This is a genomic window from Paenibacillus pabuli (genome assembly GCF_039831995.1).
GTDB classification, from domain to species: domain Bacteria; phylum Bacillota; class Bacilli; order Paenibacillales; family Paenibacillaceae; genus Paenibacillus; species Paenibacillus pabuli_C.
The window spans coordinates 617,753-644,689 of sequence record NZ_JBDOIO010000003.1; the positions used below are offsets into that span (position 1 = coordinate 617,753).

Annotated in this window: 12 protein-coding genes; 11 read left to right on the top strand and 1 reads right to left on the bottom strand. The window is 47.7% G+C overall.

Annotated features, from left to right (window positions below):
• Positions 1-15: 15 nt before the first annotated feature.
• The 7 genes from ABGV42_RS05015 to ABGV42_RS05045 all read left to right on the top strand — a co-directional run bounded on the left by ABGV42_RS05015 (position 16) and on the right by ABGV42_RS05045 (position 14,933).
• A complete protein-coding gene (locus ABGV42_RS05015; protein WP_347380660.1) occupies positions 16-2,478 on the top strand; it encodes a hypothetical protein in 2,463 nt (820 codons plus the stop codon).
• A 169-nt stretch (positions 2,479-2,647) separates the two neighbouring features.
• Positions 2,648-4,039: an extracellular solute-binding protein gene (locus tag ABGV42_RS05020; RefSeq protein WP_347380661.1), complete on the top strand. Its 1,392-nt coding sequence runs from the start codon at positions 2,648-2,650 to the stop codon at positions 4,037-4,039.
• A 42-nt stretch (positions 4,040-4,081) separates the two neighbouring features.
• On the top strand, positions 4,082-5,059 hold the full coding sequence (locus ABGV42_RS05025) for a carbohydrate ABC transporter permease (protein WP_347380662.1): 978 nt from the start codon (positions 4,082-4,084) through the stop codon (positions 5,057-5,059).
• Entirely contained in the window at positions 5,056-5,940 is an 885-nt protein-coding gene (locus ABGV42_RS05030) for a carbohydrate ABC transporter permease (protein WP_347380663.1), read from the top strand. The genes ABGV42_RS05025 and ABGV42_RS05030 overlap by 4 nt, the downstream gene beginning before the upstream one ends.
• An 18-nt stretch (positions 5,941-5,958) precedes the next feature.
• Positions 5,959-12,300, top strand: coding sequence for an S-layer homology domain-containing protein (locus ABGV42_RS05035; RefSeq protein WP_347380664.1), 6,342 nt, complete (start codon positions 5,959-5,961; stop codon positions 12,298-12,300).
• Between the two features lie 486 nt (positions 12,301-12,786).
• Positions 12,787-14,772: a glycoside hydrolase family 127 protein gene (locus tag ABGV42_RS05040; protein ID WP_347380665.1), complete on the top strand. Its 1,986-nt coding sequence runs from the start codon at positions 12,787-12,789 to the stop codon at positions 14,770-14,772.
• 26 nt (positions 14,773-14,798) lie between these two features.
• Complete coding sequence (locus ABGV42_RS05045; protein WP_347380666.1) at positions 14,799-14,933, top strand: hypothetical protein; 135 nt, start codon at positions 14,799-14,801, stop codon at positions 14,931-14,933.
• A 119-nt stretch (positions 14,934-15,052) separates the two neighbouring features.
• Here ABGV42_RS05045 and ABGV42_RS05050 read toward each other — a convergent pair whose 3' ends face one another.
• The gene (locus tag ABGV42_RS05050; protein ID WP_347380667.1) at positions 15,053-15,973 is read right to left on the bottom strand and encodes a helix-turn-helix transcriptional regulator; all 921 of its coding nucleotides are present in this window, start codon (positions 15,971-15,973) and stop codon (positions 15,053-15,055) included.
• Between the two features lie 161 nt (positions 15,974-16,134).
• Here ABGV42_RS05050 and ABGV42_RS05055 point away from each other — a divergent pair, with 161 nt between their 5' ends.
• From ABGV42_RS05055 to ABGV42_RS05070, 4 genes are all read left to right on the top strand, one after another.
• Complete coding sequence (locus ABGV42_RS05055) at positions 16,135-17,445, top strand: ABC transporter substrate-binding protein (RefSeq protein WP_347380668.1); 1,311 nt, start codon at positions 16,135-16,137, stop codon at positions 17,443-17,445.
• A gap of 126 nt (positions 17,446-17,571) precedes the next feature.
• Positions 17,572-18,444, top strand: a complete 873-nt coding sequence (locus ABGV42_RS05060; protein ID WP_347380669.1) for a carbohydrate ABC transporter permease — start codon at positions 17,572-17,574, stop codon at positions 18,442-18,444.
• A gap of 3 nt (positions 18,445-18,447) precedes the next feature.
• Positions 18,448-19,302 (top strand): carbohydrate ABC transporter permease, encoded by an 855-nt coding sequence (locus tag ABGV42_RS05065; protein WP_347380670.1) that lies wholly within the window; start codon positions 18,448-18,450, stop codon positions 19,300-19,302.
• Positions 19,303-19,618: 316 nt separating this feature from the next.
• Positions 19,619-26,935, top strand: a complete 7,317-nt coding sequence (locus ABGV42_RS05070; protein ID WP_347380671.1) for a DUF5695 domain-containing protein — start codon at positions 19,619-19,621, stop codon at positions 26,933-26,935.
• Positions 26,936-26,937: the final 2 nt, after the last annotated feature.

Genomic DNA, 26,937 nt, shown 5'->3' on the forward strand with positions numbered 1-26,937 from the left:
GAAAGGGAGATCTGAGTGACCATTCTTAGTAATGAAAAATTCAGGATCGAGTTTGGTGAACGTGGTACCGTTCAGTCATTGGTGATGAAAGATGACCCGCATGAGATGAATTGGGTCGTAGATCCTCATTATTTGCAAGAGGTTGGATTCCAAGAGGATGAGGATAAGCTCTTTGGCGAATGGAGTATGCAGTTGAATGATAGGTTTGTTCAAAGCTCGATGTTTGAGCCAAATATTACGAAACATAGTACGCACCATGTTACTGTTGAGTTCAAAGATGTACAGGTCAAGATCTTGTTTTCATATTTGCTGGAAGGCGATCAATTCCGCTGGGGTATCAATCTGACCAATGAATCGGATACGAACATTAAAATTCAAGGGTTGCATGTGTGGTTTTCTCTCGCCTACATTATGTTTCGGACGCAAGATGTTTACCGTAACATGCATGAATCCTGCGCCGTATTTACGCACATCGGGGGGAACTTTGCCAAGTTTGCTGCTGTACGACGAAGTAACGACGGACCTCATCTGGGAATCTACACGCTCAGAGGGAATACATCCACCATGGGTTCTCATTGTCGTTATTGTAACCGCTTTCTGGAGCAAGTTTCTCCATCTTTGGACGGCTTGTTATTCCACAGACTTTCTTTAGTGGAGGATGGGACCTCATTGAAAGATTTGGTACTTACCGATTGGATCTATGATGACGCTTACAACTCTTTAACGTTAATGCCCGGGCAAGCGGAAAATTGGGAGTACGGATTTGTGTCATTCCAGAATCTGACGGATTTCTACCACCAAGGCAAGGTCCTCGGACATCCTCACTGGAACTTTACACCCGTTGTGCCTGAAGGAGGACAATTCACAGCCTCAGTCCGTTTGCCTAGGGATCTTGAAATAAGGTCGTTAAAGCTATACAGTGCGCCTGGACACCAGAATGGCATTGAAGAGCAGGATATCTCCACACTACTGGTTCCTTCAGAAAAGTCTATGTCACTAGACGTAGGCTCTAATCAAATTAGCAACCCCGTCGTTGAACAGGAGTTCATAGTAACCCTACCGGCTGACGTACCGGGAGAACGTAAACTGGAGTTGATACTCAACGACGGACGTCGTGACATGCTGGTTTGGAATGTCCTTGAACCCGTTTATACCTTGCTTGAAAAGCGAGCAGAATGGCTGGCATCACATAGCTATGAAGGCGGGGAGGCAAGTATTCGGCCCCATGCGTTCCGTCCATTATCGAACCAAGGCGAGTCACTGGGAAAATTGGCATTCCTATTAATGAAAAATTGGGTGTCTTCACCTGTTCCCGAGCAGGTTAGAAAGGCGGAAGCAGCTGCGGTGCTAGATATGAAGGTGCACTGGTTCATAGACGGTGATTTGTCCCGGCCGCAACCATTGTACGGTGACTTCTATCGTATTTATGATTTCGATTATATCGGGCATGTTTTTTATCTATTATCACAAATGGATGAAGAGCTGCTTCATCTGCATTCTCCTTCCGAGTATTTGAAATGGGCCGCCGAAGTTATGTGTTTGCGACTTGATCCAGACTGCCATTTAGGTCAGCGAGAAAAGGACGAATCGCGTCTAAATGGCGTGTTTATTCTTTACATACGTGAACTACTACAAGCGTTGAAAGACAAAAGATATGCTGAATTACATAATCAACTACGACAGCTATGGGATCGCTTTGGTCGGGAAATGGAAATTGGTGTTCGGCACTACGGCGGAGCCGTTACAGAGCACTTTTATGATAATGCCGGATTTGGTCCAACGTGCACAGCATTATGTTTCCTTGGGCATACCGACGAGGCTTCACAATATGGTCAGCTTATTTTGGCGAATATCGGATTCAGCAACGACTATAGGCAGCAGAATCCGGATCGATGGTGGGAAGCACTGTCTCCAATGATTCATTCCTTATGGGGCGGACTAGCGGCATCGTCGGCATTGGTTGCGTATGAACATCTCGGTAATACAGAATATCTGGAAGCAGCTTATCGCTCTACAATGGCAATCTTTCATTGCTATGACTGGAATGTAAAATCCACCCCGCGCAGGCTGGAGCAAGGTGAAGCCGCATCGACGTATAGTGTATCTGCACCCAACTTGAACATGCCGGAATTGTCGCGTAATCGTTTTGGGCAATCGGTGTTCGTGGGAGCAGAGGATCCGCTGTTTGCCGCTTTGTTCTCCGATGTATCGGGGGATGATTGGGATATGGGTGAGGAATTAGTAGCTTATTTGCTGGGGTTTGGAACTACGACGTACCTCTATCGAGATGGAGAAGGCACATTAAGATGTGTCAACGGATTCGTGACAGAAGAGCATGATGGTTGGACCGTGAAAAGTTATGCGGCGTATCCGTCCAGGTATGTATTCCGTGAAGAAGACTTAGAGTTCAGAGCTCCTCTAGGAACATTGCAAAAGAGCATTCGCCTGGAAAATGGAAAGTTCAGAGTTTGCCTATGACAGTCTTCTAACTTGGCAGTTTCCAACTTGTTCTATAAAGGGAAGTACAGGATTGGTTACAATCAGCACCATATAAACATCCGGATATGAAACAAGACCATGTTTTTAAGTTAAACGATTAAATTCGTTGACTTGAAATAAATAGCATTGAAAAAGGGAGGAAACAAACATGAGGTTTGGTAAGCGCAAGTTGGTTCTGTCTCTCGCATTAACCTTGGCTTTCTCCACGTTAGCAGGTTGTTCCGGCAATTCGGACACTTCCGGCAATGCCAAAAACGCAGCAGCAGGCAACGGGGATCCGTCCGCTGGGGGCATCACCCTTGAGCTGCTGTATTGGGGGGATGATGTACAGAAGCAACTGGTGGAATCCGCTGCAGAAAAATATACAGCGGACACCGGGGTGAAAATTAATGCGCAGGTGCTGCCGGCAGACGGCACATTTGACACCTTCATCCAGACGAGGCTTCAATCCGGAGAACTGCCGGACATCAGTTACATGGGGGAAGCTGACATTCAAAAGTATAATGAGATGGGCATTTTAGAGGACATTTCCGACCTGCTTGCGGATGGAACCATTCCGGAGAAACTTCCTGCAATCACCATCCATACTCCAGAACAGAAAGTTATTGGTGTAGGCTTGTCCAACCAAATGGAACTGCTGTTCTATAGCAAATCGAAATTTGATGAGGCTGGCATTTCATATCCACCTACCAAGGTTGAGGAAGCCTGGGAATGGGATACCTTTGTTTCCAATGCTAAGAAGCTAACCAAGGATTCGAGTGGTAAGACAGCTGCCGATGCTGGATTTGATGCTGCATTGACTGAAAACTATGGTCTTGGTTTTACGGCAGGGCGTGAATTTCATCATTTCTGGGCAGCGAACGCCAATGGGGGAGGCATTGTATCCCCGGATGGAAAAGAGTTTCAATGGGATACGCCACAAACGACAGAAGGTATTCAAAAACTGGCTGATCTTGTGAACAAAGATAAAGTTGCTTCTGCCTTTAGCTATACTTGGAGTTCTGGAATTGGCTCCGCTGTGGATGCGTTAAGCGGGGGTTATGCTATGGCTGTGAGCGGATCCTGGGATTTAGCAAATATCAAAGGCAATGAGGATATTGGTGTAGGCGTGCTCCCGAAAATGGAGAAAGCAGTAACCATGAATGCTGGAGCTCCACTCGTTGTGTACAACACATCCAAACATATCGAGGAAGCAAAAAAGTTCTACGCCTATATGGTTAACCCAGAAAACAGCCTAGACTTGCTGAAAAGCGGAGCATGGCTGCCCAATCAGGCGGACTGGTATACAGATCCAGCTTTAATTGATCAATGGACGGCTGATCTGCCAGCTAGCGCAAAGGAAACCATCCTTAGCTATGCTACGACCGAGGGTGCCATTGTCCAATGGCCAGCGTATTATGTTCCGGCTTATTTAAAAATGAACACAGAATACGAAAAGTCGATTGACCAGGCATTATCCGGCCAGAAAAGTGTCAAAGAAATTTATGATGCAATTATGCCGGCAATCAAGTCGCTGTGGGAAAGCGGCAAGGTCTCCTAACCATAGGAAGGAAGTTTGAATTCGAAAAGAGAGGCTATGCTTATGAATCCAGAACGCAAAATCGGTTCGGAAATCGTTTCTGCCAGAAAAATTGCAAAAGGCGCCACCAAAGAGGCCATTGCCGGATATCTATTTGCTGCCCCAGCCATTATCGGATTTTTGGTGCTGACGATGTACCCCATGCTCGCCAGTTTATATTACAGTTTTCATAAAATTACGATTATGAGCGGCAGTCAGGTCATGGAATGGATTGGGCTAGATAACTTCAGGTATATTTTCAGCAATCCGAGCTCTGAATTTAAAAAATCGATTACGGTTACGCTGGTTTATTCCTTTGTAAACGTTGCACTCGTTATCGTGTTCTGCCTGATCGTTGCTTTGCTGTTGAACCGTAAGTTTATTGGGAGAAATTTGCTAAGAGCTATCTTCTTTCTCCCATCCGTCATACCGATGCTAGCGACAACGATCGTATGGCAGATGCTATTGCAAAATCAGGCCAAAGGCGGGCTCGTCAACTGGGTTCTACTACAAATGGGCATTGCGCCATGGGATTTCCTCAACGACCCACTTCGGATCTTCTACACCTTATTTATCATGAGTCTGTGGACATGCGGCGGGACGATTGTTGTATTTATCGCCACATTGCAGGACGTTCCTGGTGAATTGCTGGAAGCTGTAGAGATGGACGGCGGCAACGCCTGGCATAAGTTTTTGAAGGTAACTTATCCAACGATCAAACCCGTACTCTTTTTTCAGCTCATCATGTGTATGATGACGTCAATCCAGATTTACACCCAAAGCGTGGTATTGTCACGAAATGGCGCGCCTGACCGAATGACATACTTTATCAACGTCATGATCTATGACCATTCCTTTGTGCAAGTTGGCATGCGAGGTTTAGCATCGGCAGAAGCTTGGATCGTATTTCTCATCACGTTGGTGATTACGGGAGTGTTGTTTTACTTCCAGGGCGCGCTGAAACGTGATGATGCTATGGGCAAACGAAAGTGGGTGAGATGATGGAAACGGCACATGCACCGATGAAGTATACGAGCATCAAGCAGGCTAAAAACCGAAGAAGAGCAATTCATTTCGGCTTGATTGTGTTATCTCTCCTGCTAGCATTCATTTTTGCTTTTCCATTGTACTGGCTGTTACGCGGCGCAATGGTGAGTCATTCGGAAATATTGGCCAGACCGCCTGTATTTTTTCCAAAGGAGCTTGGGTTTGAGAATTTCAGGCTAGGACTGGAACGAATTCAGTTCTGGCGGCAGCTATGGAATTCGGTCTCCATCGTCATTCCGTATGTCATTGGCACCGTGATCACGACCAGCTTTGCAGCATATGCGTTTGCCAAATTACGTTTCCCCATGCGCGGCGCCTGGTTTGTGCTCGTGATCAGCAGTATGATGCTGCCTAGTGCAGTTACACTGCTGCCACAATTTTCGTTATATACATCGCTTGGGCTTGCAGGCAAACCTGCCCTAATTATTCCAGCCTTTTTTTGCGCAGGCGGCAATGCATACTTCGTTTTTCTGCTAAGACAATTCTTTATGACAATCCCAGCTGAACTGAGCGAGGCGGCCAAAATCGATGGCGCGGGTTATTTCCGCATCTATTACCGGATCATGCTGCCTCTCATTCGTCCTGCCATGATCGTTGTTGCGCTATTCAGTTTCATCAATTGTTGGAATGAATTTTTCTACACCATGATTTATCTGAAAACCGAGGCTGATTATACCTTGCCTATGGGCTTGTACATGGTGAACGGAATGCGTATTCCAAACTATGAGCAGGTCATGGCGCTTGCACTCATCGTAACACTTCCCTGCCTGGTGTTTTTCCTGATCGGCAACAAATATTTCGTAGAAGGCATTACGTTAACGGGAATTAAAGGTTAATAAGGAGGAGACGAAGCAATGGCGAAAAAGAAGAGGAAATGGGCAACAAAAATGTGGGTGGCCGCTTTGGCCACCGTCGTAACCTTGAATACAGGCATCATACCTGCATCGGCGAACTATACGACGGACTTTGTTCATGAAGGCGTAGGTACCGATTATGGCGATGCAACGTGGAAGAACAATCAGATCGTAAGCGAGCCCGTGGATTTTAGTCAGGAAACTGTCGGTCAAATGATGAAAGCGATCGAAGATTTTGATTTTGACCAATTCGCTGCAGATTATGCCGACTTGCCATGGCTCGATAAGTTGCTGGTTAACGAGGGTGTCATCCCAGACGATAACAACGATGATGGCAGTGCCAACACGCTCTTCAGCCGGGGGAGCGCGCTGTACATGAAAACGCAGGATAACCGGCAGCTCGGTTTTGTTGGGACGGTACACTATGCGGATACTCTCAACAAGGATACGATGTACAACATTACCCTGTCTACGGGGGCAGTCGTTGAAGACAAGGGTGCTCGTAAAAACTATCCGAGCCATGCTGACCAGACTTACAAAAGCGGCGGATTGGACATAAGTCAACGTAAATTCATTACCTCCTCTAACAGTGCTGTCACTTTACTGAAGTTAACCAATAACGGTAATGCGCCAATTACGTTAACGATGACCGTCAAATCTCCATTTGTAACGGAAACCGAGGGAGATGAATTGATTGGTAAACGAGTGGCTGCTCCAATCATGGTTGGACGCGCCGGAGAAGAGTATGTTGAAGCGATGTCCCATGTAGACGTACATCTCAGCGGAGATGGCATGATGCCTGTTGGCAATGATTTGGTCAAAGAGATTACGGTGCCTGCAGGCACATCGGTGGATGAGAAAGTGGTCATGGGATGGTTGGCCGAAGAGATCCCGGCCTCGAAAACGCAGTATGCTGAATTTAAAGCAAGTAATAATGAAAAGGCTTTCAGTGATCAAGTGAAGGAATACAACGAATGGTGGGCACAAAATATCCCCTACATCGATATTCCTGACGAAAATGTGAAGAAGGTTCTGTATTATCGTTGGTGGTCCAATCGCTTCAACTTGCTGGAAGCAAACATTCCCGGAAACGACTGGCAATTCCCGATGAACATGGAAGGGGTGCTGGGTTATAACAACGGCATCACAGTAAGTGTTCCGTGGGTGTTGCAAGATTTGAAGTGGCTGCGAGATCCATCTTATGCATACGGCACTTGGCTAGCCCAAGGCGAGTATTCTGAAAACGCCAACTACAAAAACAATCCGGGACGACCAAATATCTGGACATGGGACATGATGCAAAACACCTCGCAAGTCGGTTGGGAAGCGTACAAGATTTATGGTGGCGGAGAAAAGGTATTGAAAAAATTCGCTGATTTCTCGGCAAGCGATGTGACGGGTACACTGAATCATTTCCGGGGAACCAATCCTGATTTGGTTTATTACAATCACGGACCAATTACCGGCAATGATGGAGACACGGTGTCCATGCACTGGAAAGGAAATGGAAACTATGCGCGTTTGGACGGTTCTTCCACAGCTTATGCAAACGCAGTAGCCACGCAACAAATGTACGAACAACTCGGGGATGACGCAAACGCGAAACGCATGGAAGAGGTTGCGCAGCGAATTCGGACCGCCATTCTGAACAACATGTGGTACGACGAAGCGGATTTTGACGGTGACGGCGAAGCTGATACGAACGGCGAAGGCAGCTTTTTGCACAAAAAAGTCATCAACCAACAAGACGTATTCAATCCATGGCGTGACAACAATATGTTTGTGTTTAACTTCGGTGTAGTGCCGAAAGAAGGGGAGGCAGGATACGAATCCAAGTACTTGACCCAGTTATCCGATTACGGTGATCCGAACTATTACCCGATTTTCCCATTCTTTACGGCAGATCAGCACAGTATCATGAAACGTGTGGAAGCGTTCCAAAATGGAGAGACCAGCGCGTTCGGAACGGACCAGTTCGCTTGGTGCAACTTTGGGAATTACATCAATACGATTCGTGCTTCCTTACGTCATTATCCGGTGGAGAATATCAATACCGACACCTACAAAACATTGTTTGACTGGGGCGCTTGGTTACATACGGTTGAACCAGGCAATACCGATCACCTGGATTCCAATGAGTTTTTTTGGCTCGAGGATTATTTCTTCGGTACACCTTGGACACCGCAGAATCCGCCAAACCCAAGTGGCAAGATGGTTCGTGCCTGGATTCACCACGATACGCTGGGCATGATGAATTATTCCGTCATGGAAGATATGGCAGGCCTTCAACCAAGAGCGGACGATAAAATCGAGCTATGGCCACTTGATATCCAATATGACCATTTCGCCGTGGACAATGTGCGTTATCATGATGCCAATCTGTCCATTGTGTGGCAGGACCCGGCCAAGTACAGCGATAGCGATCCATATTACAAGGATATCCCCGTCGGATACTCATTGTTCATCAATGGCGAACGTGTCATGACGACGGATGAAATGTCGCATATCATTTTTGATACTGCCACGGGCAAGGTAGAAAAACCGGACGGAGACGTGCCAGGGGCGGTTGGAGACAACACAAACACCAACGTTATTTATGAAATTGGCAGTGCTGTTAATCTGGCTTCTGCAGACGATACTTCACTGGGAGGCAATGAAAAAGCAGTTGATATGTTCAATAAAGCTGGAATTGATGTGGAGCATAACGGCGTAAACCTGGCAACGGCATCTGGTACTACGGTTGAATCCAGCTATATCCATAGCAATTCCAATGTGAGCAGACTTGCAGACGGTTCTACGATTGCATCCATTAACCATACCTCGAATACTGCGTTGTTCGGCGGCTCGCCGAACCCATCTGATTCAGTTACGTTTCAATTTGATGGAGCCCAAACGGTGGATAATGTAAAAGTTTACTTTTATAATGACCGACTGCCAAACGGCTATGCAGCTCCACAAACGTTTGGTGTGGAATACTTGGATGCGGACGGCACCACATGGAAGCCTGTAGAAGGGCAATTCCGTTATCCGAATTATGTGGCCGCGAATTACAATAATGTTGAATTTAATGCGGTGAACACAAAGGCTATCCGAGTCCATTTTACGCATGCATCGGGCTATTCAACAGGAATTAAGGAGATTCAAATCTACAATAACGACCTGAACGTTACGCCTTCGGAGAATCTTGCACCAAAAGTGCAACTAGACCTGCCGGTGAACGTGGAGCAAGGAGCTCCATTGAAGTTGGCGCCAGTAATTTCAGATGATGGTCTGCCAAGCGGGCGTTTGACGTATGCATGGAATCTAGTATCAGGCGACGCTGGTGCAGTGCAGGCAGAGGCACTGGATCAGGCCACATTGAATGTGACATTTGGCGCGGTAGGAGAATACGTCTACGAGCTGAGCGTTAGTGATGGGGAAGAAGTCACGAAGGTAGAAGTGCCCATCACGGTATACGTAGCTACGGCCGAATTATCTAATGTCATTGCCAAGTTTGCAGACCGGGTATCGCCGCAGGGCAAACTTGTCCGCAATGCCGATGATTTCACGCCGGAGTCGTGGCAGGCATTGCAAGCAGCGTTGATTGAAGCCAAGGAACTGCTTGCGCGAGATGATTATTCGCTGGATGAAGTGCAGTCCATGACAAATCGAGTGCGCCTTGCAGAAGAGGGTCTTCGTTATCGTAATGCTGCTCTGTTGGCTACACCAAACGCCTCCTACACATCAGCATGGGAATCTTTGAAATCGGTGAATGACGGGTATATTCCTTTAGTTCCCGGGAGCATCGGCAACCCAGAGATCGAAACGCAGTACGGAAACTGGGGATCGCCTAACCAGAGTCATTGGGTGGAGTATACATGGAAAACGCCTGTGACCCTGTCTGGCAGTTCAATGTACTTTTATGATGATGGAGGCGGCGTACAGGTTCCTGCCGATTACGACTTTGAGTATTGGAATCAGGAGGCGGGCGAGTATGTGGCGGTTAGCGGACTTAGTGAGAAGAAAATGGAAAAGGGCAAATTCAACCAAGTCACCTTCAATGAAATCACGACTGACAAATTACGTTTAACGATGAAAAACCAAAGCAGTTCGGTGTACACCGGTTTAAAAGAATGGCGGGCTATCTCGGCCAAACCTGAGGGGGAAGAGCCACCTCAAACGGATCATGGTGCAATAACGGCCATTGAGCCAGTATCGGTCAATACGACTATCAACGTCATGCCTGATTTGCCTTCACAAGTCACCGTGACCTATGAAGACAAAACGAAAGGGCTGGCCAATGTCGTGTGGGATGAGATTCCCGAAAATAAGCTATCCATCGCTACCGATTTTGTTGTACTTGGCAGTGTGGAAGGAACCGATCTAAGAGCAAGCCTTCGTATTTATGTCAAATACGATAAGTCCCGGCTAAAAGCGGCAATTGATGCTGTATCAGATCCTTCCGTGAACGAAGAGAACTATAGTGGTACACCGGAACAATGGCAAACGTTGCAAACAGCTTTGCAGTTAGCTAGTGACGTGTATAATAATGACGCTTCGACCGAAGGAGATATCGATTCAGCGTACAAAGCGTTGCTGGAAGCTTTTGAAGCCCTAGAGCCGGTAGAGGAACACAATGTAACTATTATCGGTATCAACATTCCGAGCGGTTCTGTGGATCAGTTGGCCAAGAAAATTGTTGTTCCTGAATCGACGACGCTGGAGGAACTTAAAGCCGGTTTAAACGTTCCCGCAAGTGTAACATTTGCAGTTTACGAATCCGATGGGTTGACGTCGGCCATTGATTTGAAGACTGGATACAAAGTGACGTTAACAGGTTCTGATCAAATCACAACGAAGACGTACACTGTCCTGAAGGTTACAGAAAATCCGCCAGTGAATACAGCTGTGCTTCAAGCAAAGCTGAATGAAGCAAGGGCATTGAAGCAAGAACGCTACACGGCGGCAAGCTGGCAGAACTTAACGGAAAAGATCTCCACTGCCGAACAATTGTTGACGAGCGGATCCGCTTCACAGGCTGACATTGATGCTGCGGTTATTGCGCTGGATTCTGCTATTGCGGGATTAAAACTGTTGCCGACACCTACACCGACTCCAAGCCCATCGCCATCGGCTCCAACACCAGTTCCAGCACCAGCTCCTACACCTACGGATACGAAAGAGCTTACGCCAATTACCGTGAGCCAAGGCAGAATCGAAGTGAAAGCAGCTGCCACCGGCAAAGAGGGTAAGGTCAAAGTTCAACTCAGAGACAGCGATATCAAAGCAGCGCTGGAGGATATGAAGGACGGAAAGTTAACCATTGTCATCCAAAAGGATTTGGAAATACAACAAGTCGAAGCCTTGCTTCCGTGGAAGACGCTTAGTACTACGAAGTCTTTAACCAGTGTAAAAATTGAAACGGGATCAACCGTGTTGACGATACCTCATCAATTCCTAACTACGATTAGGGACATCACTAATCTGGGAGTGGTCTTTGAAGCCGTCGAACCAAGCCAGTTGCCAAAACAAGCTGGAAAACTTCTAGAAGCAGACTTGGTCAGCAACATCACGGTGAATGCAGATGGGAAAAGTATATCTTCTAAAGAACTACATGGAAAAGGACTTAGACTAGCCATGCCTTATCAGTTGAAGGAAGGGATAAAAGGGCATCAGGTTGTGGCCTTCACGCTGAACGATGCCGGAGTGGCCCACGCTATTGTCGGCGGTAAATATGATGAATCCACAAAAATGTTTGAGTTTAACATGGAGCAGAACGGCATGTTCGGAGTACTTGGTGTAAGCGCTACCTTTAAGGACTTGACCAATGTGAACTGGGCTGTGGAAGGCATTGAAGCACTTGCAGCAAGAGGAGCTATTGAGGGAACGGGAGCTGGAGAATTTAATCCAACATCTCAAGTAACCCGTGCAGAATTCCTCAAAACGTTAATGAACTCATTCGATCTGTTGGATGAATCAGCAAAACCATCATTTAGTGATGTCAAAGAAGGGACTTGGTATAGCACACCAATCGCAAGTGCTCATAAGCTGGGCATTGTCAAAGGCAAAGCAAATGGCACTTTTGGCCCCAATGAACCCATTACCCGTGAGGAAATGGCTGTAATGATTTATAGGCTTGCAGGTAATTTAAATGTTACATTATCAACCGAAGAGGAGGATGATTCTGCGAAGTTTGTTGATTTGGAGGATCTTTCTTCTGAATCCTCATCAGCAGTAGAGGCTGTTCGTAAGGGTGGTTTAATTACAGGCATGCCGGATGGCCGCTTTATCCCTAATGGCCAGACCACACGTGCGCAAGCGGTGACGGTTATTTACCGATTGCTTACAAACCTAGAAAAGTAGAATCAGGACAACTCCAAAATCTAAATGTTACAAAATTAATGGTTGCCCAACATATTTATTGAGGGCAACCATTATTTATTTAATTCATCATAAGAAAAGGGAGGTGTTATACTGACCAGTTTGTTCCACACATTAAGAATGATATTTGTAAATGGGATACAGAACTCCGCTAGCGAGATATAGGGTACGGGTGGTCTTATCCTACCAGACCAAACTGTTGAAGAGACGAAGGCTATGGGAAACGAATTATATCGCGAGGCTTTAACCGGCACGATCGGTCAGGTTGCATCCGAATTGCAGACTCCAAAACAAGATTATGCCTGCCGTGTATCTTATTGAGGAGAAAAACCTGAACAAGAACAATTGTAACAAGGAAGGCGGTCGTACAAGGTTGTAATCGTTTAAATTTCAGTTGGAAATGATGATTTCACCCTGATGTAATGATTTGTAAAATAAGGATATTAAATAGAACAAGGAGAGGTTCCCATGACAAAACCAGATGCACCGCACCATCCACAGACTCGAGGGTATAGCCATAAAATCAATGATCCATTTTGGTCGCATTATATCGAATTGGTCCGCAACGTCGTTGTTCCCTATCAATGGGAGGCGCTCAATGATCGTATCGAAGGAGCTGAACCAAGCCGGGCCATTCGGAATTTCCGCATCGCTGCAGGGGAGGAAGAGGGCGTTCATTATGGGATGGTATTTCAGGACAGCGATGTTGCGAAATGGATTGAGGCAGCTTCGTACCTGCTCTCCGCGAAGCCCGATCCGGAACTAGAAGTCCTAGTGGATTCCGTTGTTAAAACCATTGCACGGGCACAGCAACACGATGGTTACCTCAACACATACTTTACCTTGCGTGAACCTGGGGCGCGCTGGACGAACCTCGCCGAATGTCATGAACTCTATTGTGCAGGACATATGATTGAGGCTGGTGTGGCGTATTATCATGCCACAGGCAAGCGCATGCTGCTGGATGTGGTTATTCGTCTGGCGGATCATATAGGCACCGTGTTTGGTACAGAGCCTGGACAATTGCCTGGTTATGATGGGCATCAGGAGATTGAACTTGCACTCTTCAAGCTGTATGAGACGACAAAGGAAGAGAAGTATCTCGAACTGAGCCGTTATTTTCTGGATCAGCGTGGAGCGAGACCGCATTTTTTTGTAGAGGAATGGGAACAAAGGGGCCGTACCCTACATTTTGGCGAGTTGGATATGGTTCACCGGCACACCTACTCCCAGTCCCATCTCCCCATTAGGGAGCAGTCGACAGCAGAAGGCCATGCAGTTCGACTGGTGTACATGTGTGCGGCTATGGCAGATGTAGCTGCTGAGACGGGGGATACATCGCTGAAAGAAGCCTGTGAACGGTTATGGAGTAACACCGTGAGTAAGCGAATGTACATTACGGGAAGCATTGGTTCATCAGCCAAAGAAGAGGCATTTACAGGCGATTATGATCTGCCGGGAGATACCGCATACGCAGAGACTTGCGCCTCGATTGGCCTGATCTTTTGGGCGAAGCGCATGCTGCAGATGGAGCAGGATAGCAGGTACGCAGATGTTATGGAGCGAGCCTTGTACAATACGGTGATTAGTGGAATGTCCCTCGACGGGCAACGCTTCTTCTATGTGAATCCGCTTGAAGTCGATCCGGAGATTCAACGTGTGAATCCTAATTATGCCCACGTGCGAACACGCCGGCAAGGGTGGTTTGGTTGTGCCTGCTGTCCGCCGAACATTGCACGATTACTTGCCTCATTGGATCAATATGTGTATACCCCAGTTGAGGAACAAGCTACGCTATATGTGCAATTGTACATCGGCGGAGAAGGGGAATTCACACTTCAGGGGAGAAGAGCAGCCCTCTTCATGGACTCTGATTATACATCCACCGGAGAAGTGAAGCTGATTGTTCGGCCCGATTCCCCGGAGGGAATGCTGTTTACGATAGCTCTGAGAAATCCAGACTGGTGCAACATTCCCGAGCTGTGGATTAATGGGGAGAAAACCGAACAGGATGAGTTCACTTTTGAATGCGGTTACATAAAGGTGAACCGTACGTGGAGAGCTGGTGATGAGATTAAGCTTCACTTCCCTATGGAACTGCTGCGGATGAAAGGGCATGACAACATCAAAGCCACTTTCGGGAAAGTAGCCATCCAGCGGGGACCGTTTATATACTGTCTCGAAGAAGTCGACAATGGGCGCGGATTGCATCGCATTCAGTTGCCCCGGGATGCCAAGTTTCATATCGGTAGCGGGGAATGGATGCCTCTGGGGGTTCCGGCACTTACAACCATTGGGCAGCGAATTGTATCTCATGAAGACTGGGGAATACATCTGTATCGCAGTGATGTCCACTGGGATACACAGCCTGCCGAGCTTCGGTTCATTCCATACTTCACTTGGGCCAATCGGGATGAAGGGGAAATGAGCGTTTGGATTCGAGAGTGCAAATAAGGGGATGTCTATCAGGAGAGAAGATGGTGAGCGAGCGTAGATGGTACTTTCACCGTTCAAGAAACAGCGGAAGTGAACGAGCTAAAGCTGTTGCTACAGTGACGATTACCCATCCTGCGGAACAGGAACCAAAAGCAGGGCATTGCGAAGGTGAAGCTTAGGTTTAAATGCGTCTAGTGCTTCTTCAGTAAGGGGAGAACAACAAGGGAAAGCGTCCAATAGGCCCGGGATGCGCGTTATAGGATAACGCGATCTCAGGTGAGCGGACGCTTTTTATTTTTCAGGGTATTGGTTCTGAGTGAGACGGTTTATTTTCGGTGTTGGTGAACTTGCTGCGAAAGTTGGAAGGAGAGATGCCCTCTTTTTTGGAGAAACAGGAAGAGAAGTAGGATACATGATTAAAGCCGATCTCTTCGGCGATGCGAGCAACGGGCCAGGCGGTTTGCAGCAGGAGCTTTTTGGCCTGTTCGATTCTGTAATGCAACAGATATTCCATGGGTGTCATGCCATACACTTTCAGCATGCTGCGTGCGAGATAGTTTGGATGGTAGTTGAGTTCCTTTTGCAGCATCGGATTGGAGATCGGTAGAGGGTAATTGTGGCGGATGTAGAGTTCAACTTTCTCGGCAATCCGGATGGCAGCAACGTCGGACAGTGAGGACAGCCCAATGTCCAGATGCTGCATAAATTGCTGGAAGGTCGCCTGTCGTTTCCAATTACGCATGGACTGAGGCTCCTGATCAAGCTGAGAGAAATGCTCCAGCAGTTCCATATCTTTGGTTGCAATGTGCATATGTTTGGGGATGAAGATGGAACAGACATCACAGTGGTTCAGATATGCGCTTACCTTATGTGTCTCGATTAGTTCGGCCTGATTGGAGAGGCATTCGTCCATGTTCGCAGACTCTCTCCAGCTGCCATAGGTTTGGAAATGAATCCAGATCATTTCTGTTTCCGCCTTACAGGCTGCGCTGCCGTAATGGTGTCCATCCGGCTTAAGGATCAGCGCATCTCCTTGCTTCAGAAGCCATTCCGTCCCATTTTCGCTAATGGCGAGTGAACCGCGTGTAACGACAATCAGGTCAAAAACGCCGATGTCACTGCGGCTGATATGATATTCACCTTCTTCGTAATAAGCACGTCCGCAATCAATAAAATAGGGAATGGGCGGGGTGATGAAATGAAGGATGGGCGAGTCCAATCCGGCACCTCCGAACAGGTTGAAATATTTAAAATTCATGTTGGCATCGAGCATTTATTTTTTATAATACAGCAAGTAACATAGAAAATAAAGCGCTTACGAAACTAGGTTTTCTATCCTTAAACGGATTCAGGATTACAACCTTGGAAAGGGGATTGAACATGAAGAAAATGCAGGTATGGTTAGGGGTATGTCTTTTTGTGGTGGTAATGGCTCTAAGTGGTTGTAGTACCACAAAGGAAGCATCAGGCGGGACATCTGGAGAGGAAGGAAATGGAGGAGTGACGAAACTGGTCTTTTGGACTTTTGTGGATGCCCATCAGAAGTTTTATGAGAGCATGGCAGAGCAGTGGAATCAGGAGTATCCGGATCAACAGATTGAACTGGAAGCAACCACGATTCCATATGACGATATGCATACCAAGCTGTTGCTTGCCTTGCAATCCGGTGTGGGCGCACCGGATCTGGTTGATATCGAGCAGAGCAAGTTCCCCAATTTTATGAAAGGTGTACCACAGCTGGTCGACCTGACGGACATGATTCAGCCCGAAATGAATAACATTGTGCAATCCCGGGTGGAGATCTACAGCAAGGAAGGCAAATACTACGGCATTGATTATCATGTGGGGGCAACCGTCATGTATTACAACCGGGACATTCTGGATCAAGCGGGTGTTAACGCAGATGAGATCAAGACATGGAGCGATTTCGAGCAGGCAGGGAAGCAGGTGCTCGAGAAGACAGGCAAACCGATGATCACATTTGAAGGGAACGGGAACTGGTCCTGGTGGCCAGCCATTAGTCAGCAGAAGTCGGATCAGGTGGATGCCGATGGCAACGTAACGGTGAATGCCCCCATCAATATTGAAACGATGAATTTCTTTCAGAAAATGGTCCAAGAAGGTGTTGCTGCTGTCGCGCCAGGTGCTGGACATGACACGGAAGAATACTTCGGATACATGGATAAGGGGAATGCAGCAGCAGTGTTTATGCCGTTCTGGTTCATGAACCGGTTCACCGACCACATTCCCGATCTCAAGGGCAAGATGATCATTCGTCCAATGCCGGCTTGGGAAGAGGGCGGTAATCGTTCCGCAGGCATGGGGGGGACTGCAACGTCCATTACCAACCAGTCCGCTTCAATTGAACTCGCCGAGCGATTTCTCGCTTATGCCAAACTGTCCAAAGAGGGTAACATTCAGATCTGGAAGCAGCTTGGATTTGACCCGATTCGCACAGACGTATGGACAGATGCAGCCATGAAGGAGTCGAACAAATACACGGATTATTTCGGAGATGATATTTTCGACACCCTGCTCGGGGTGAAGGATGAGATTGCTCCAGTCCACATTCGGGAGAAGTCGCCTGAAGTATTCGATGCGGTGCGTAATAAAGCGATGCCAGAGATTTTCATTAATCTGAAGGATCCTGAACAAGTGCTTAATGACGTGCAGGCTGAATTGACTCGGTAAATGGTGTGGTCGGTTCGTTTTTGATATAGAGTATATAGCTTATTCCAGGTTGGAGGTTGGTCTACCGTGCAGTTGCATAAGGAAACAGCGTCTTCCGTACGCGCTAGCAGGCGCAGAAGCATCAGAATGAACTCAAGAACATGGGCTCCGTATTGGTTTGTGTTACCGTTTATCTTGTCATTTCTCATTTTTTTCGCTTATCCGTTGTTTCGAGCCGGAATGATGAGCTTTCAGCAGGTTCTCCCTGGAGATGTTCAGTTTGTGGGGCTTGAGCATTACAGCAAACTCTGGAACGCCGACTTTCAGGCCGCACTGTGGAATAGCACACGTTACACCTTCTGGACGCTGCTGCTGTTGGTTCCGGTACCCATGATGCTTGCCGTATTTCTCAATTCGAGTCGCATGATGGCGCGCAATCTCTTTCGCTCAGCCTTGTTTATTCCTGCACTGACTTCGGTAGTTGTAGCAGGGGTTGTATTCCGGCTCATCTTCGGAGAACTCGACGGGGCACTGATGAATTCCATTCTGAATGTTTTTGGCATTCCAAGGCAGCAGTGGTTATACAGTTCGTCCCTCGCAATGGTCGCACTAGTCGTGCTCGCAGGCTGGCGCTGGATGGGCATTAACATGCTGTACTTTCTCTCCGCACTGCAGAGCATTCCCAAGGATCTGTATGAGGCCGCAGATATAGATGGTGCTGGAGTAATGAGGAAATTCACGAGTATTACGGTGCCGATGCTTAAGCCGATCACCATCTATGTGATTACGATCACGCTGTATGGCGGGTATTCGATGTTCACGGAGAGCTACATGCTCTGGGCAGGCAAACCCTCCCCGCAAAATATCGGTCTGACGATGGTGGGTTATATCTATCAGCAGGGATTCCAATATTTTAATCTCGGGTTCGGTGCAGCCATTGGCATCACATTACTGGTCATCACGCTTCTGATCAGCATGCTTCAGCTGACCGTGCTGGGCATGTTCAGGAAGGAGGATTAGTACTTGGGGACACGAAAAAATAAAATTAATGCTGCTTCGCTGCTGTTACTGGTGTTGTTCGCGGGTTTGGCTGTTTTGATGTTATTTCCGCTCTATGCACTGATGCTTGCTTCACTGAAACCTGCTGCCGAACTGTTCCGGTACGGCCTCAACGTTCGATGGGACTGGGCCTTAATGAGCCTGGACAATTATAAGACGATCTTCGCCGGATCGGGAGCAGCAGGTCACTACTTTACATGGTACAAAAACAGTCTGGTCATTACAGCGATGTTCACGGTACTGAGCCTGTTGTTTTCGTCCATGGTCGGTTACGGACTCGGCGTGTACCGCTTTAGAGGACAGAATCTGATCTTCACCTTCGTGCTGGTTGTGATGATGATTCCGATGGAAATTATTATCCTGCCTCTGTATGAACTGACGATTAAACTGAAGCTGATTAATACGGTGTGGGGCGTCATTCTGCCTTTTGTGGTGGCCCCTTTGCCGATCTTTTTCTTCAGACAATTTGCTCAGGGGTTGCCCAAGGATTTTATGGACGCAGGCAGAATTGACGGCTGTACCGAGTCTGGCATCTTCTTCCGCATCATGGTGCCGCTGATGGCCCCGGCATTTGGGGCAATTGCCATCTTGCAGGCGATGAACAGCTGGAATAATTTTCTTTGGCCACTCATTGTGCTGCGAACAACGGAACAGTTTACTCTGCCGATTGGGCTGGCTTCCTTCGTATCCCCATTGGGCAATCATTATGAGGAACTGATCTCAGGAGCCGTGCTTGCCATTGTGCCCATCTTGATTCTGTTTCTTTTCTTTCAGCGCTACTTTATCTCTGGTCTCACGGTTGGCGGGGTGAAAGGTTAAATCAAACTCCCTCTATTTGACGAAATGGATATCTCAAGGTTTATTCATGTATTATTGCCTCTGCTTCGAACTAGGAGATGGGGGCATTCAATCGTCATCTGAAGGGATGCTAAATGATGTAAGCTCCGCGTATGTGGAGTAACGGTTATAAGATTCGATTATCTTAACAAACGACTTAGAGATTCTACTTTAGACGAAAGCATGAACGTCATTTTCGATGGATCGGTCAAAGGTATTACGTAGAAGACACTATACTTACCGGTATAAGAGAATTAAACCTTTAATGGATATGAACACATGTATACAGGAGGTTATAATGACAATGATTTCGAAGAAGTGGAAGCCGCTGATGATCGCGCTGCTCCTGGCTATCCCAAGTCTACCGTTGCTGGTTAGCGCATTGCCTGAGGTCACGGCGGCTGCAGTAGGAACCGATATCTCCAATGCCAGCCTGTCGGCCAAAGTCGGCGACTTAGGCCAGATTGAAGAGCTCTTTATCAACAACAATCCTACGAATAAACAAGGGAAGCCAATTAATTTCGTCCTACCTAACACGACATCGCCGCAGAATGGTACCGAGCACCAGTGGATGGGTGAAATGATCTTCTCTTACCGTACGGGTGCCAATGAACAATTCCCTGACAACAGGGACGGCTTTGTAGAAGTTGATACCAATAAAACATTGGCTGCCGGGGGGTCTACCCAATATTCGACCATTAATCCGGATAACCCCTATATTAACAAGACCGCATCAGCAGACGGCAAGAAGGTAGAAGTCAACTTTATTGGACAGAACCTGGGATCTACAGACCAGCGGGTAATGAAGGGCTTCGATGTGAAATCCGTTTTTGATATGGAGACCAATGACGGTTCAATGCTTTGGGAAATTACGCTGAAGAACAAGAGCAATCAGTATATCGAATTCGGGGATATCGGCTTGCCGATGCCTTGGAATAACAAATATCAGACCTTATCCGATACCTATGATGACCGTGTGACGGTGCATAATTTCGCAGGTGCTGACAGTGGGTATTCTTATGCCATCCGCACCAGTGGTGAGGGAAACTTTATGCTCTTCACTCCGGTGCCGGAAAGCGGCGCTCGAATCGAGTATGTGGATTATTGGATGCATGAAGCTGGAGAGGTGCGTGCTGCAGATACTTTTAAGAACTGGACAGGGGACAGTGGCGGCTGGTATCCGGGGCTGAACGTACTCTATATCCATTCCAAAGATATCCAAAAAACGGGACGCGGATACTTTACCGATGCTTCCAGCCTCGTCCTAGGACCGGATGAGTCCAAGACGTATAAGTTCAAATTCTCAGCGGTCCGTGGAGGAGACAATACGCCGCAGGAAAGTGCCGAAAGCCCAAATAACAGTTCGACCTCAATGGAAGACCGTGAAGCCAATCTCCGGTCCATCCTATATAAATCAGGCATGATTGATGCCGTAGCGGTGCCGGGCTTCCAGACAGCGATCAATATGCCTGTCAAGCTAGGCTTGCACTACGACGACAGTATCGTTGATGTACAATCCATCGATATTCAAAATGTGGCAGAGAATGATCCGTTTGACGAAGCGCATATTCCGGATATCAAGCCTGGGAAGAGCAGAAAGGAAATGGTTGACAACTCGCGGGTCGGACGTGGACTGCCTGACGGGAACCCCGGCTACAACGAGTCGGTTGAGTTTGTGGAGACCAAGATCGTAAATGGTGAACAGCATCATATCTATTCACTCCAGTTTGATTCGATCGGCAACAACAGCGTGCGTATCGAATATAAGCTGAAGGACGGCAACGAATGGGTGGATAAATTCACTCAATTTGAATTCAATGTTCTAACCGAGCTGGATGCAATCTCGGATGCCCATTCCGAATTCATGGTCCAGCAAACACAGGATAAGAATCCGGAAAGTCCGACTTACGGGAACTATTTCGACTGGTATCTTACAAGCGGCATCGATCTAAATACAAGCCATTGGGGGGATGACTGGAGCCATGACAACATCAACTTCATGACGATGAAGAACTATCTGGCCCCCAACCCCGATGAAATTCGCTCTATCGAGACATACCTGATCGACTTCATGTGGGAACGATACATGAAGAATACTCAGGATAGCTACATCGTTGCGAACTGGCTAAAAGACTCTGGAGCGTACACCGACAAAGATAAACCTTATACACGTACCTTCTCCGAAATCATGGAAGCTACCGGATTTTTCAACATGTACCGGATCCAGAAGGCTTATCCTAATCTGATCGAGTACCGGGAATCGCCTCAGTTTTATCTGGAAAAAGCATATAACATCTACGATAAGCGTGTTTCCACCGAAGCCATTGGGTTCTATGGCGAGCAGCAAATCCCGGATATGATTGAAGCACTGAAGGAAGAGGGAATGCAGACCGAGTCAGCCAATCTACAGAAGAAATTCGCTCTCGACAAGGGACGGAATATGACGAGAGCCTCTTATCCTTACGGCTCGGAATTTGAATATGATAATACTGGCGAAGAAGGGGCTTATGCAGCAGCGAAGGCGCTGCGCACGTACTATTCTACAGACACGCTTGCAGGTGCAGCTGAGAAAAGTATGGAAATGGCCGATTGGAAAACACGTGCCATGCGGGGGATTCAACCAACCTGGTTCCATTATTCCGTGCCCGTTTTCCGCGGGGGTGAAGGCTGGTGGAATTTCCAATATACTGCGTCTTTAGCAGGTTACATTATGGATGACTGGCTAAGGTATGAGAATGACGGCAGATCGGTGGAGCAGACCGCTATTGCACAGCAGCGAAATTATGCGGGGAAGATTTCGAACTTCAACGCCGTCAATATGGGACAGATTTCGGCTAATTCAGTTGGCAGCACCTCTTGGAGATATTCGATGTATAAGGGAGGCACGGGTACGAAGGATGTATACGATGGCGGCTCACGCGTCATGAGTAACGGCTGGAATGATTTTTCGGGCGAATCGGAAGAAGGCCTCTATGGTTCCCTGCTCAGCATCAGCTCCGATATTGTTACAGATCCGATATTTGGGCTGTTCGGTTATGGAGCGCTGGTGACTGACGAAGGAAACAGCTACAACATTACGCCGAAAGACGGTTTCGGCAAGCGGATCAATCTGATCGATGAGAAAATCTATTTGGAGCTGGAAAGCGATAAAGTAGAGAGCGCACAAATTCAAAAAGATGGTAAGGGTTATACTCTTCAGCTCCTGAATCCATCAGGGAAAGAGCATACTTCACGGATTTTGTTCGATGGAGTGGGGATGGAGAATGGCTACTATACCTTGAAGCTGAATGGTGCAGCTGTCGGACAGTTCTATGTTCAGAACAATAACGGCGTTGCCATGTTTCAGATGGGTAGCGTGCAGCGTGCTGAATTGATCATTGAAAAGGCTGCCGGCGGCGAAAATGAAGCTCCGCAAATCACTGTAGAGATGGCGACACAACATCCACAGGCGTTGATTCCATTTATGCTGAATGGGATTGTAACCGATGATGGTGCTCCGGAAGGGACTCTGTCTTATCAATGGGAAGTGGTCAGCGCCCCGGAAGGCGGCAAGCTAACCTTTACTCATCCGAAAGCAAGCATTACACAGGCTACGGGTACCAAAGCAGGCTCTTATACGGTTAAACTTATAGCAAGTGATGGACAACTGACTGGCTCCAGCCAGGTAATCTTCGAACTGGCTTCTCCGCCGGATAAACAGCCTCCATCAATTGGTCAAGTGACTGCGGTTCAGGATTTTGCCAATAACAGTATCGTGGTATTGTCCGGGGAGGCCATTCCTGACCCTGTGCATAGCGAGGCAGAAGAACCCCAGTTGAAGTACACTTGGGCCGTCAAGCAAAAGCCTGAAGGTTCAGCGGACATTTCATTTGTGGATGGTGACAAAGCAGCAGCCTATGCGCGTGTAAGCACGGCAGGCATCTACACGTTTACCTTCAGTGCGGCAGACGGAGACAAGAAGGCCAGCAAGGATGTAACGATAGATATCAAGGAAGATACCGTTGACGTTTACCGGGCACTTAGCGTTGTCACCAAGAAGGATATTGAACCAGAACTTCCTAGACAAATCTATATTCTATCAGAATACGGGTATCTAGAGCAGGAAATCACTTGGGATGCCATTGATCCAAGCAGCTATGCTAGTGCAGGCCAATTCGAAGCGAGAGGAAACGTCAATGGAAGTTCTTTAGAGGTTCGGACTACCGTATATGTCGTGAATACGGAGCTGCAAAATGCGGCGCTGACAGCCAAGGCCTCTGCTAGCTTCTCTGGTGGCGACGGATATCCGGAAGCGATGAATAACGGCATTGAACCTAAAAGCTCGGCAGATTTCTCGCCGAACCGCGGTGCTTCCAACAGTGCATGGCATAACTGGGGTAGAGAAGGAGATGCGGCATGGGTGACGTATGAATGGGATCAGCCATTCCTGGCCTCTTCCATGGATGTATATGTATTTCAAGACAACGGCGGGAACTTCCGTCCGAAGGATATGCAGCTTATGCTTCGCGGTGAAGATGGGAAATGGTACACCCCGCGGGCCATAAAGGGATTGGGCAATGAACTTAATAAATACAATACAACTACCTTTGAGCCCGCATATATTACCGGTGTCCGTATGGACATGAAGCCTTCCGTTAATGGCAGCGGCATTCTGGAATGGAAGGTATACGGCTATACCGGAGCGGTAGATAAGTCAGAACTGATCAAGGTCTATAACTATGTAAATACATTAAATGCTTCGAACCTTGCAGATCCAGGTATTGCGCCAATAGAAGCGGCAAAGACAGAAGCGTCTGCTGTGATCAGGAATACGAATGCCACAGACGAAGAAGTTACCCTGGCGCTTGAGAAGCTGCTGACGGATTTGCGTCTGCTCAGTCCGAGAGACGGCAATATGGCCTTCCTCGCAAATGCTTCTTCCAGCTATACCTCTCCTTGGGAGAGTCTGGCTGCAGTAAACGACGGTAAGAAGGATGGCAACAACATTTCGCATTGGGGAACCTGGGGTCATGAAGGCGCAGAGGAGTGGGTGCAATATGAATGGCCGCAGGGTGCATCTATCCGGAGTTCGAATCTGGTGCTGTGGTCAGATGCCGGTGGGATCAAACCGCCTACCCAAATTGTGTATTCCTACATCCCGGCGGATAGCGTTACCGATCAATGGGTAACAGCGGGAACGGTTACAGAAGGAATCAAAGTGGTTGAACATTCTCCAGCAGAATCTTCAAATCCGTACACGTTTGAACCGATGCTGGAGGTAAAGGCACTACGGGTTACCCTGACCAAACAATCGCAGGCAGGCGATAACGGTGTAGGCCTATGGGAATGGGAAGTTCACCAGGCCATATCCATTCCTGATCGTGAGGCTCCAGTCACACCGGCCGGTGTGGCACCGTCCATTCCCGATGGAGATGACGGCAAACTGGTTGGTGTTACAAGCGAAATGGAGTATAAGAAGGAAGGCGAAGAAGCATATACTGCAATTGCAGGAACGGAGGTTACAGGCCTCACCGCCGGTAAATATTATGTCCGTTATATGAAGACCGGTTCGCTGAGCGCGAGCCTGGATAAGGAAGTCGTTATTCCGGAAGGGCAGACACAGGAGCAGCCTGCACCAGATGCGAGTGGATGGGTGATCTCACACGCCAATTCGGACACCGACATTAAAGGCATAATTGAGGGTTTGAATGATACCATGGAATACCGCAAGCTGGGCGAAGAGAACTACACACCTGTTACAGGTTCAAGTATCAGCGATCTGGAGCCTGGCAGCTATCAGATTCGGTATGCAGCCACAGACAGCCTAAAGGCAAGTCCGCCGGTAACCGTGGACATTCGCAATGAAGCCAAGGCAGACAGAGAGGCACCAGCAGCGGAAGGACTCGTCATTACACCGCCTACAGCAGCAGGCGGGAATGATGGCAGAATTGAAAATGTGACTGCCGATATGGAGTACCGAAAGGCGGATCAAGGTGGTTACATGCCGGTTAGTGGAACCAGCATTGAAGGCCTGGAGGCCGGCAGCTATGAGCTCCGGTACGCTGGAACAGATATGAGCAATCCAAGTCCTGCGATCCTAATTGTTGTGCCTGACGGAACCAAGCAGGAGCAGAGTCCGCCGTCCAGTACAGAGGTCAAGGCTGTAAATGTCAGTGCAGTTGGGGCCAAGGACGGTAAGATCACTGGTGTAAGTCCTGTAATGGAATACCGGCAAGAGGGAGGAGACGCTGGCATCTGGAATGCGATCACAGGCACCGAGGTTACAGGTCTTGGTAACGGAATCTACGAAGTGAGATATAAAGAAACGGCAACTCATTATGCGAGCCAATCCCTTACTGTCGTTATCAGCAATCCAGTCATCAATCCGAAGCCGACGGAAACACCGCCGTCAACGAATGCACCTGTGTCAGTCACAGCACCTTCACCAACTACTGAAAACATAAAAGTCGAAGGGAATTTGATTAAGATTGTGGCACCAAAGACGGATACCAAAACCGGCAAAGCTAAAGGAGCACCCATCCGGCAGGAAGACCTTAATAAGGCTCTTGAGCATGCAAAGGCGAATAGCAGTAATGTTAAAACGCTCATGGTGGACATACCGAAAGCAGAGAGAGCCAATTCCTATGCAGTTGAGCTTCCTGCAGCTGCGCTAACCGCAGAGCATGCCAACATCAAGATCGAGATTCATACGGAATTTGGTACCATAACCGTACCTTCTAATATGCTGAAGTATGCATCAGGTGCCAAGAGTGTGGAACTGTCACTGAGCCGGCTAGATCCTGCAAAGCTACATTCAGAAGTAAAATCCGTGACAACCAGCAGGCCTGTTATTGCATTAACTGTCCAATTAGATGGAGTAGAAATGGTAGCTTTGAATTCACCGGCTGAAATCAGACTGCCTTATGCACCTGGTGTTGAAGAGCTCGCCAATTCCAAATACCTTACAGTTTCGTATGTGGCTGCAAACAGTACGTTTGTTCAGCTACTGAATGGCAAATACGACAGTTCTCTGCAAGCCATGGTTTTTACAGCCGCCAACACAGGTGAATATGCAGTTGTGTATACGAAGAAGTACTTCAATGATGTCATCAAGGATTCGTGGTACGCACCAGCGATTGAAACAATGGCTTCCGAAGGATTCATCGACGGGACATCAGCAACAAGCTTTAGTCCTGGCCAAAAGGTCACAAGAGGTGAGTATCTAGCTTGGTTGGTAAGGACACTGGATCTCAAAGCAGAGTTCAACACCACCTTCGGTGATATGAAGCAAACAGACCTCTATTATGAGGAAATCGGAATCGCCAAAGCACTCGGGATCGCCCTGGGCACGAACGGCAGCTTCTATCCGGAAACGGAAATTGCTAGACAAGATTTGGCTGTGCTGACCATGCGGGCTTTGCGGACAGTGGACAAAATCCATCAGACCAGTACAGCTGAGGATCTCAAGAGATTTACAGATGCGGCAAATGTAGCAAAGTACGCAGTTGACGACATGGCTGCAATGGTTAAAATGGGTTTCATAAACGGGCGAAGTAATGTTACCTTGAGTCCTGCCGGAACGACGACCAGAGCAGAAGCTGCTCAGGTCCTGTATAAGATTTTCTTGCAGTTATAATA

What these genes read in the sequence shown, in the direction of transcription:
- ABGV42_RS05020 (WP_347380661.1), top strand. Translation starts at nt 2,648, where the DNA reads ATGAGGTTTGGTAAGCGCAAGTTGGTTCTGTCTCTCGCATTAACCTTG.
- ABGV42_RS05025 (WP_347380662.1), top strand. Translation starts at nt 4,082, where the DNA reads ATGAATCCAGAACGCAAAATCGGTTCGGAAATCGTTTCTGCCAGAAAA.
- ABGV42_RS05030 (WP_347380663.1), top strand. Translation starts at nt 5,056, where the DNA reads ATGATGGAAACGGCACATGCACCGATGAAGTATACGAGCATCAAGCAG.
- ABGV42_RS05035 (WP_347380664.1), top strand. Translation starts at nt 5,959, where the DNA reads ATGGCGAAAAAGAAGAGGAAATGGGCAACAAAAATGTGGGTGGCCGCT.
- ABGV42_RS05040 (WP_347380665.1), top strand. Translation starts at nt 12,787, where the DNA reads ATGACAAAACCAGATGCACCGCACCATCCACAGACTCGAGGGTATAGC.
- ABGV42_RS05055 (WP_347380668.1), top strand. Translation starts at nt 16,135, where the DNA reads ATGAAGAAAATGCAGGTATGGTTAGGGGTATGTCTTTTTGTGGTGGTA.
- ABGV42_RS05060 (WP_347380669.1), top strand. Translation starts at nt 17,572, where the DNA reads ATGAACTCAAGAACATGGGCTCCGTATTGGTTTGTGTTACCGTTTATC.
- ABGV42_RS05070 (WP_347380671.1), top strand. Translation starts at nt 19,619, where the DNA reads ATGACAATGATTTCGAAGAAGTGGAAGCCGCTGATGATCGCGCTGCTC.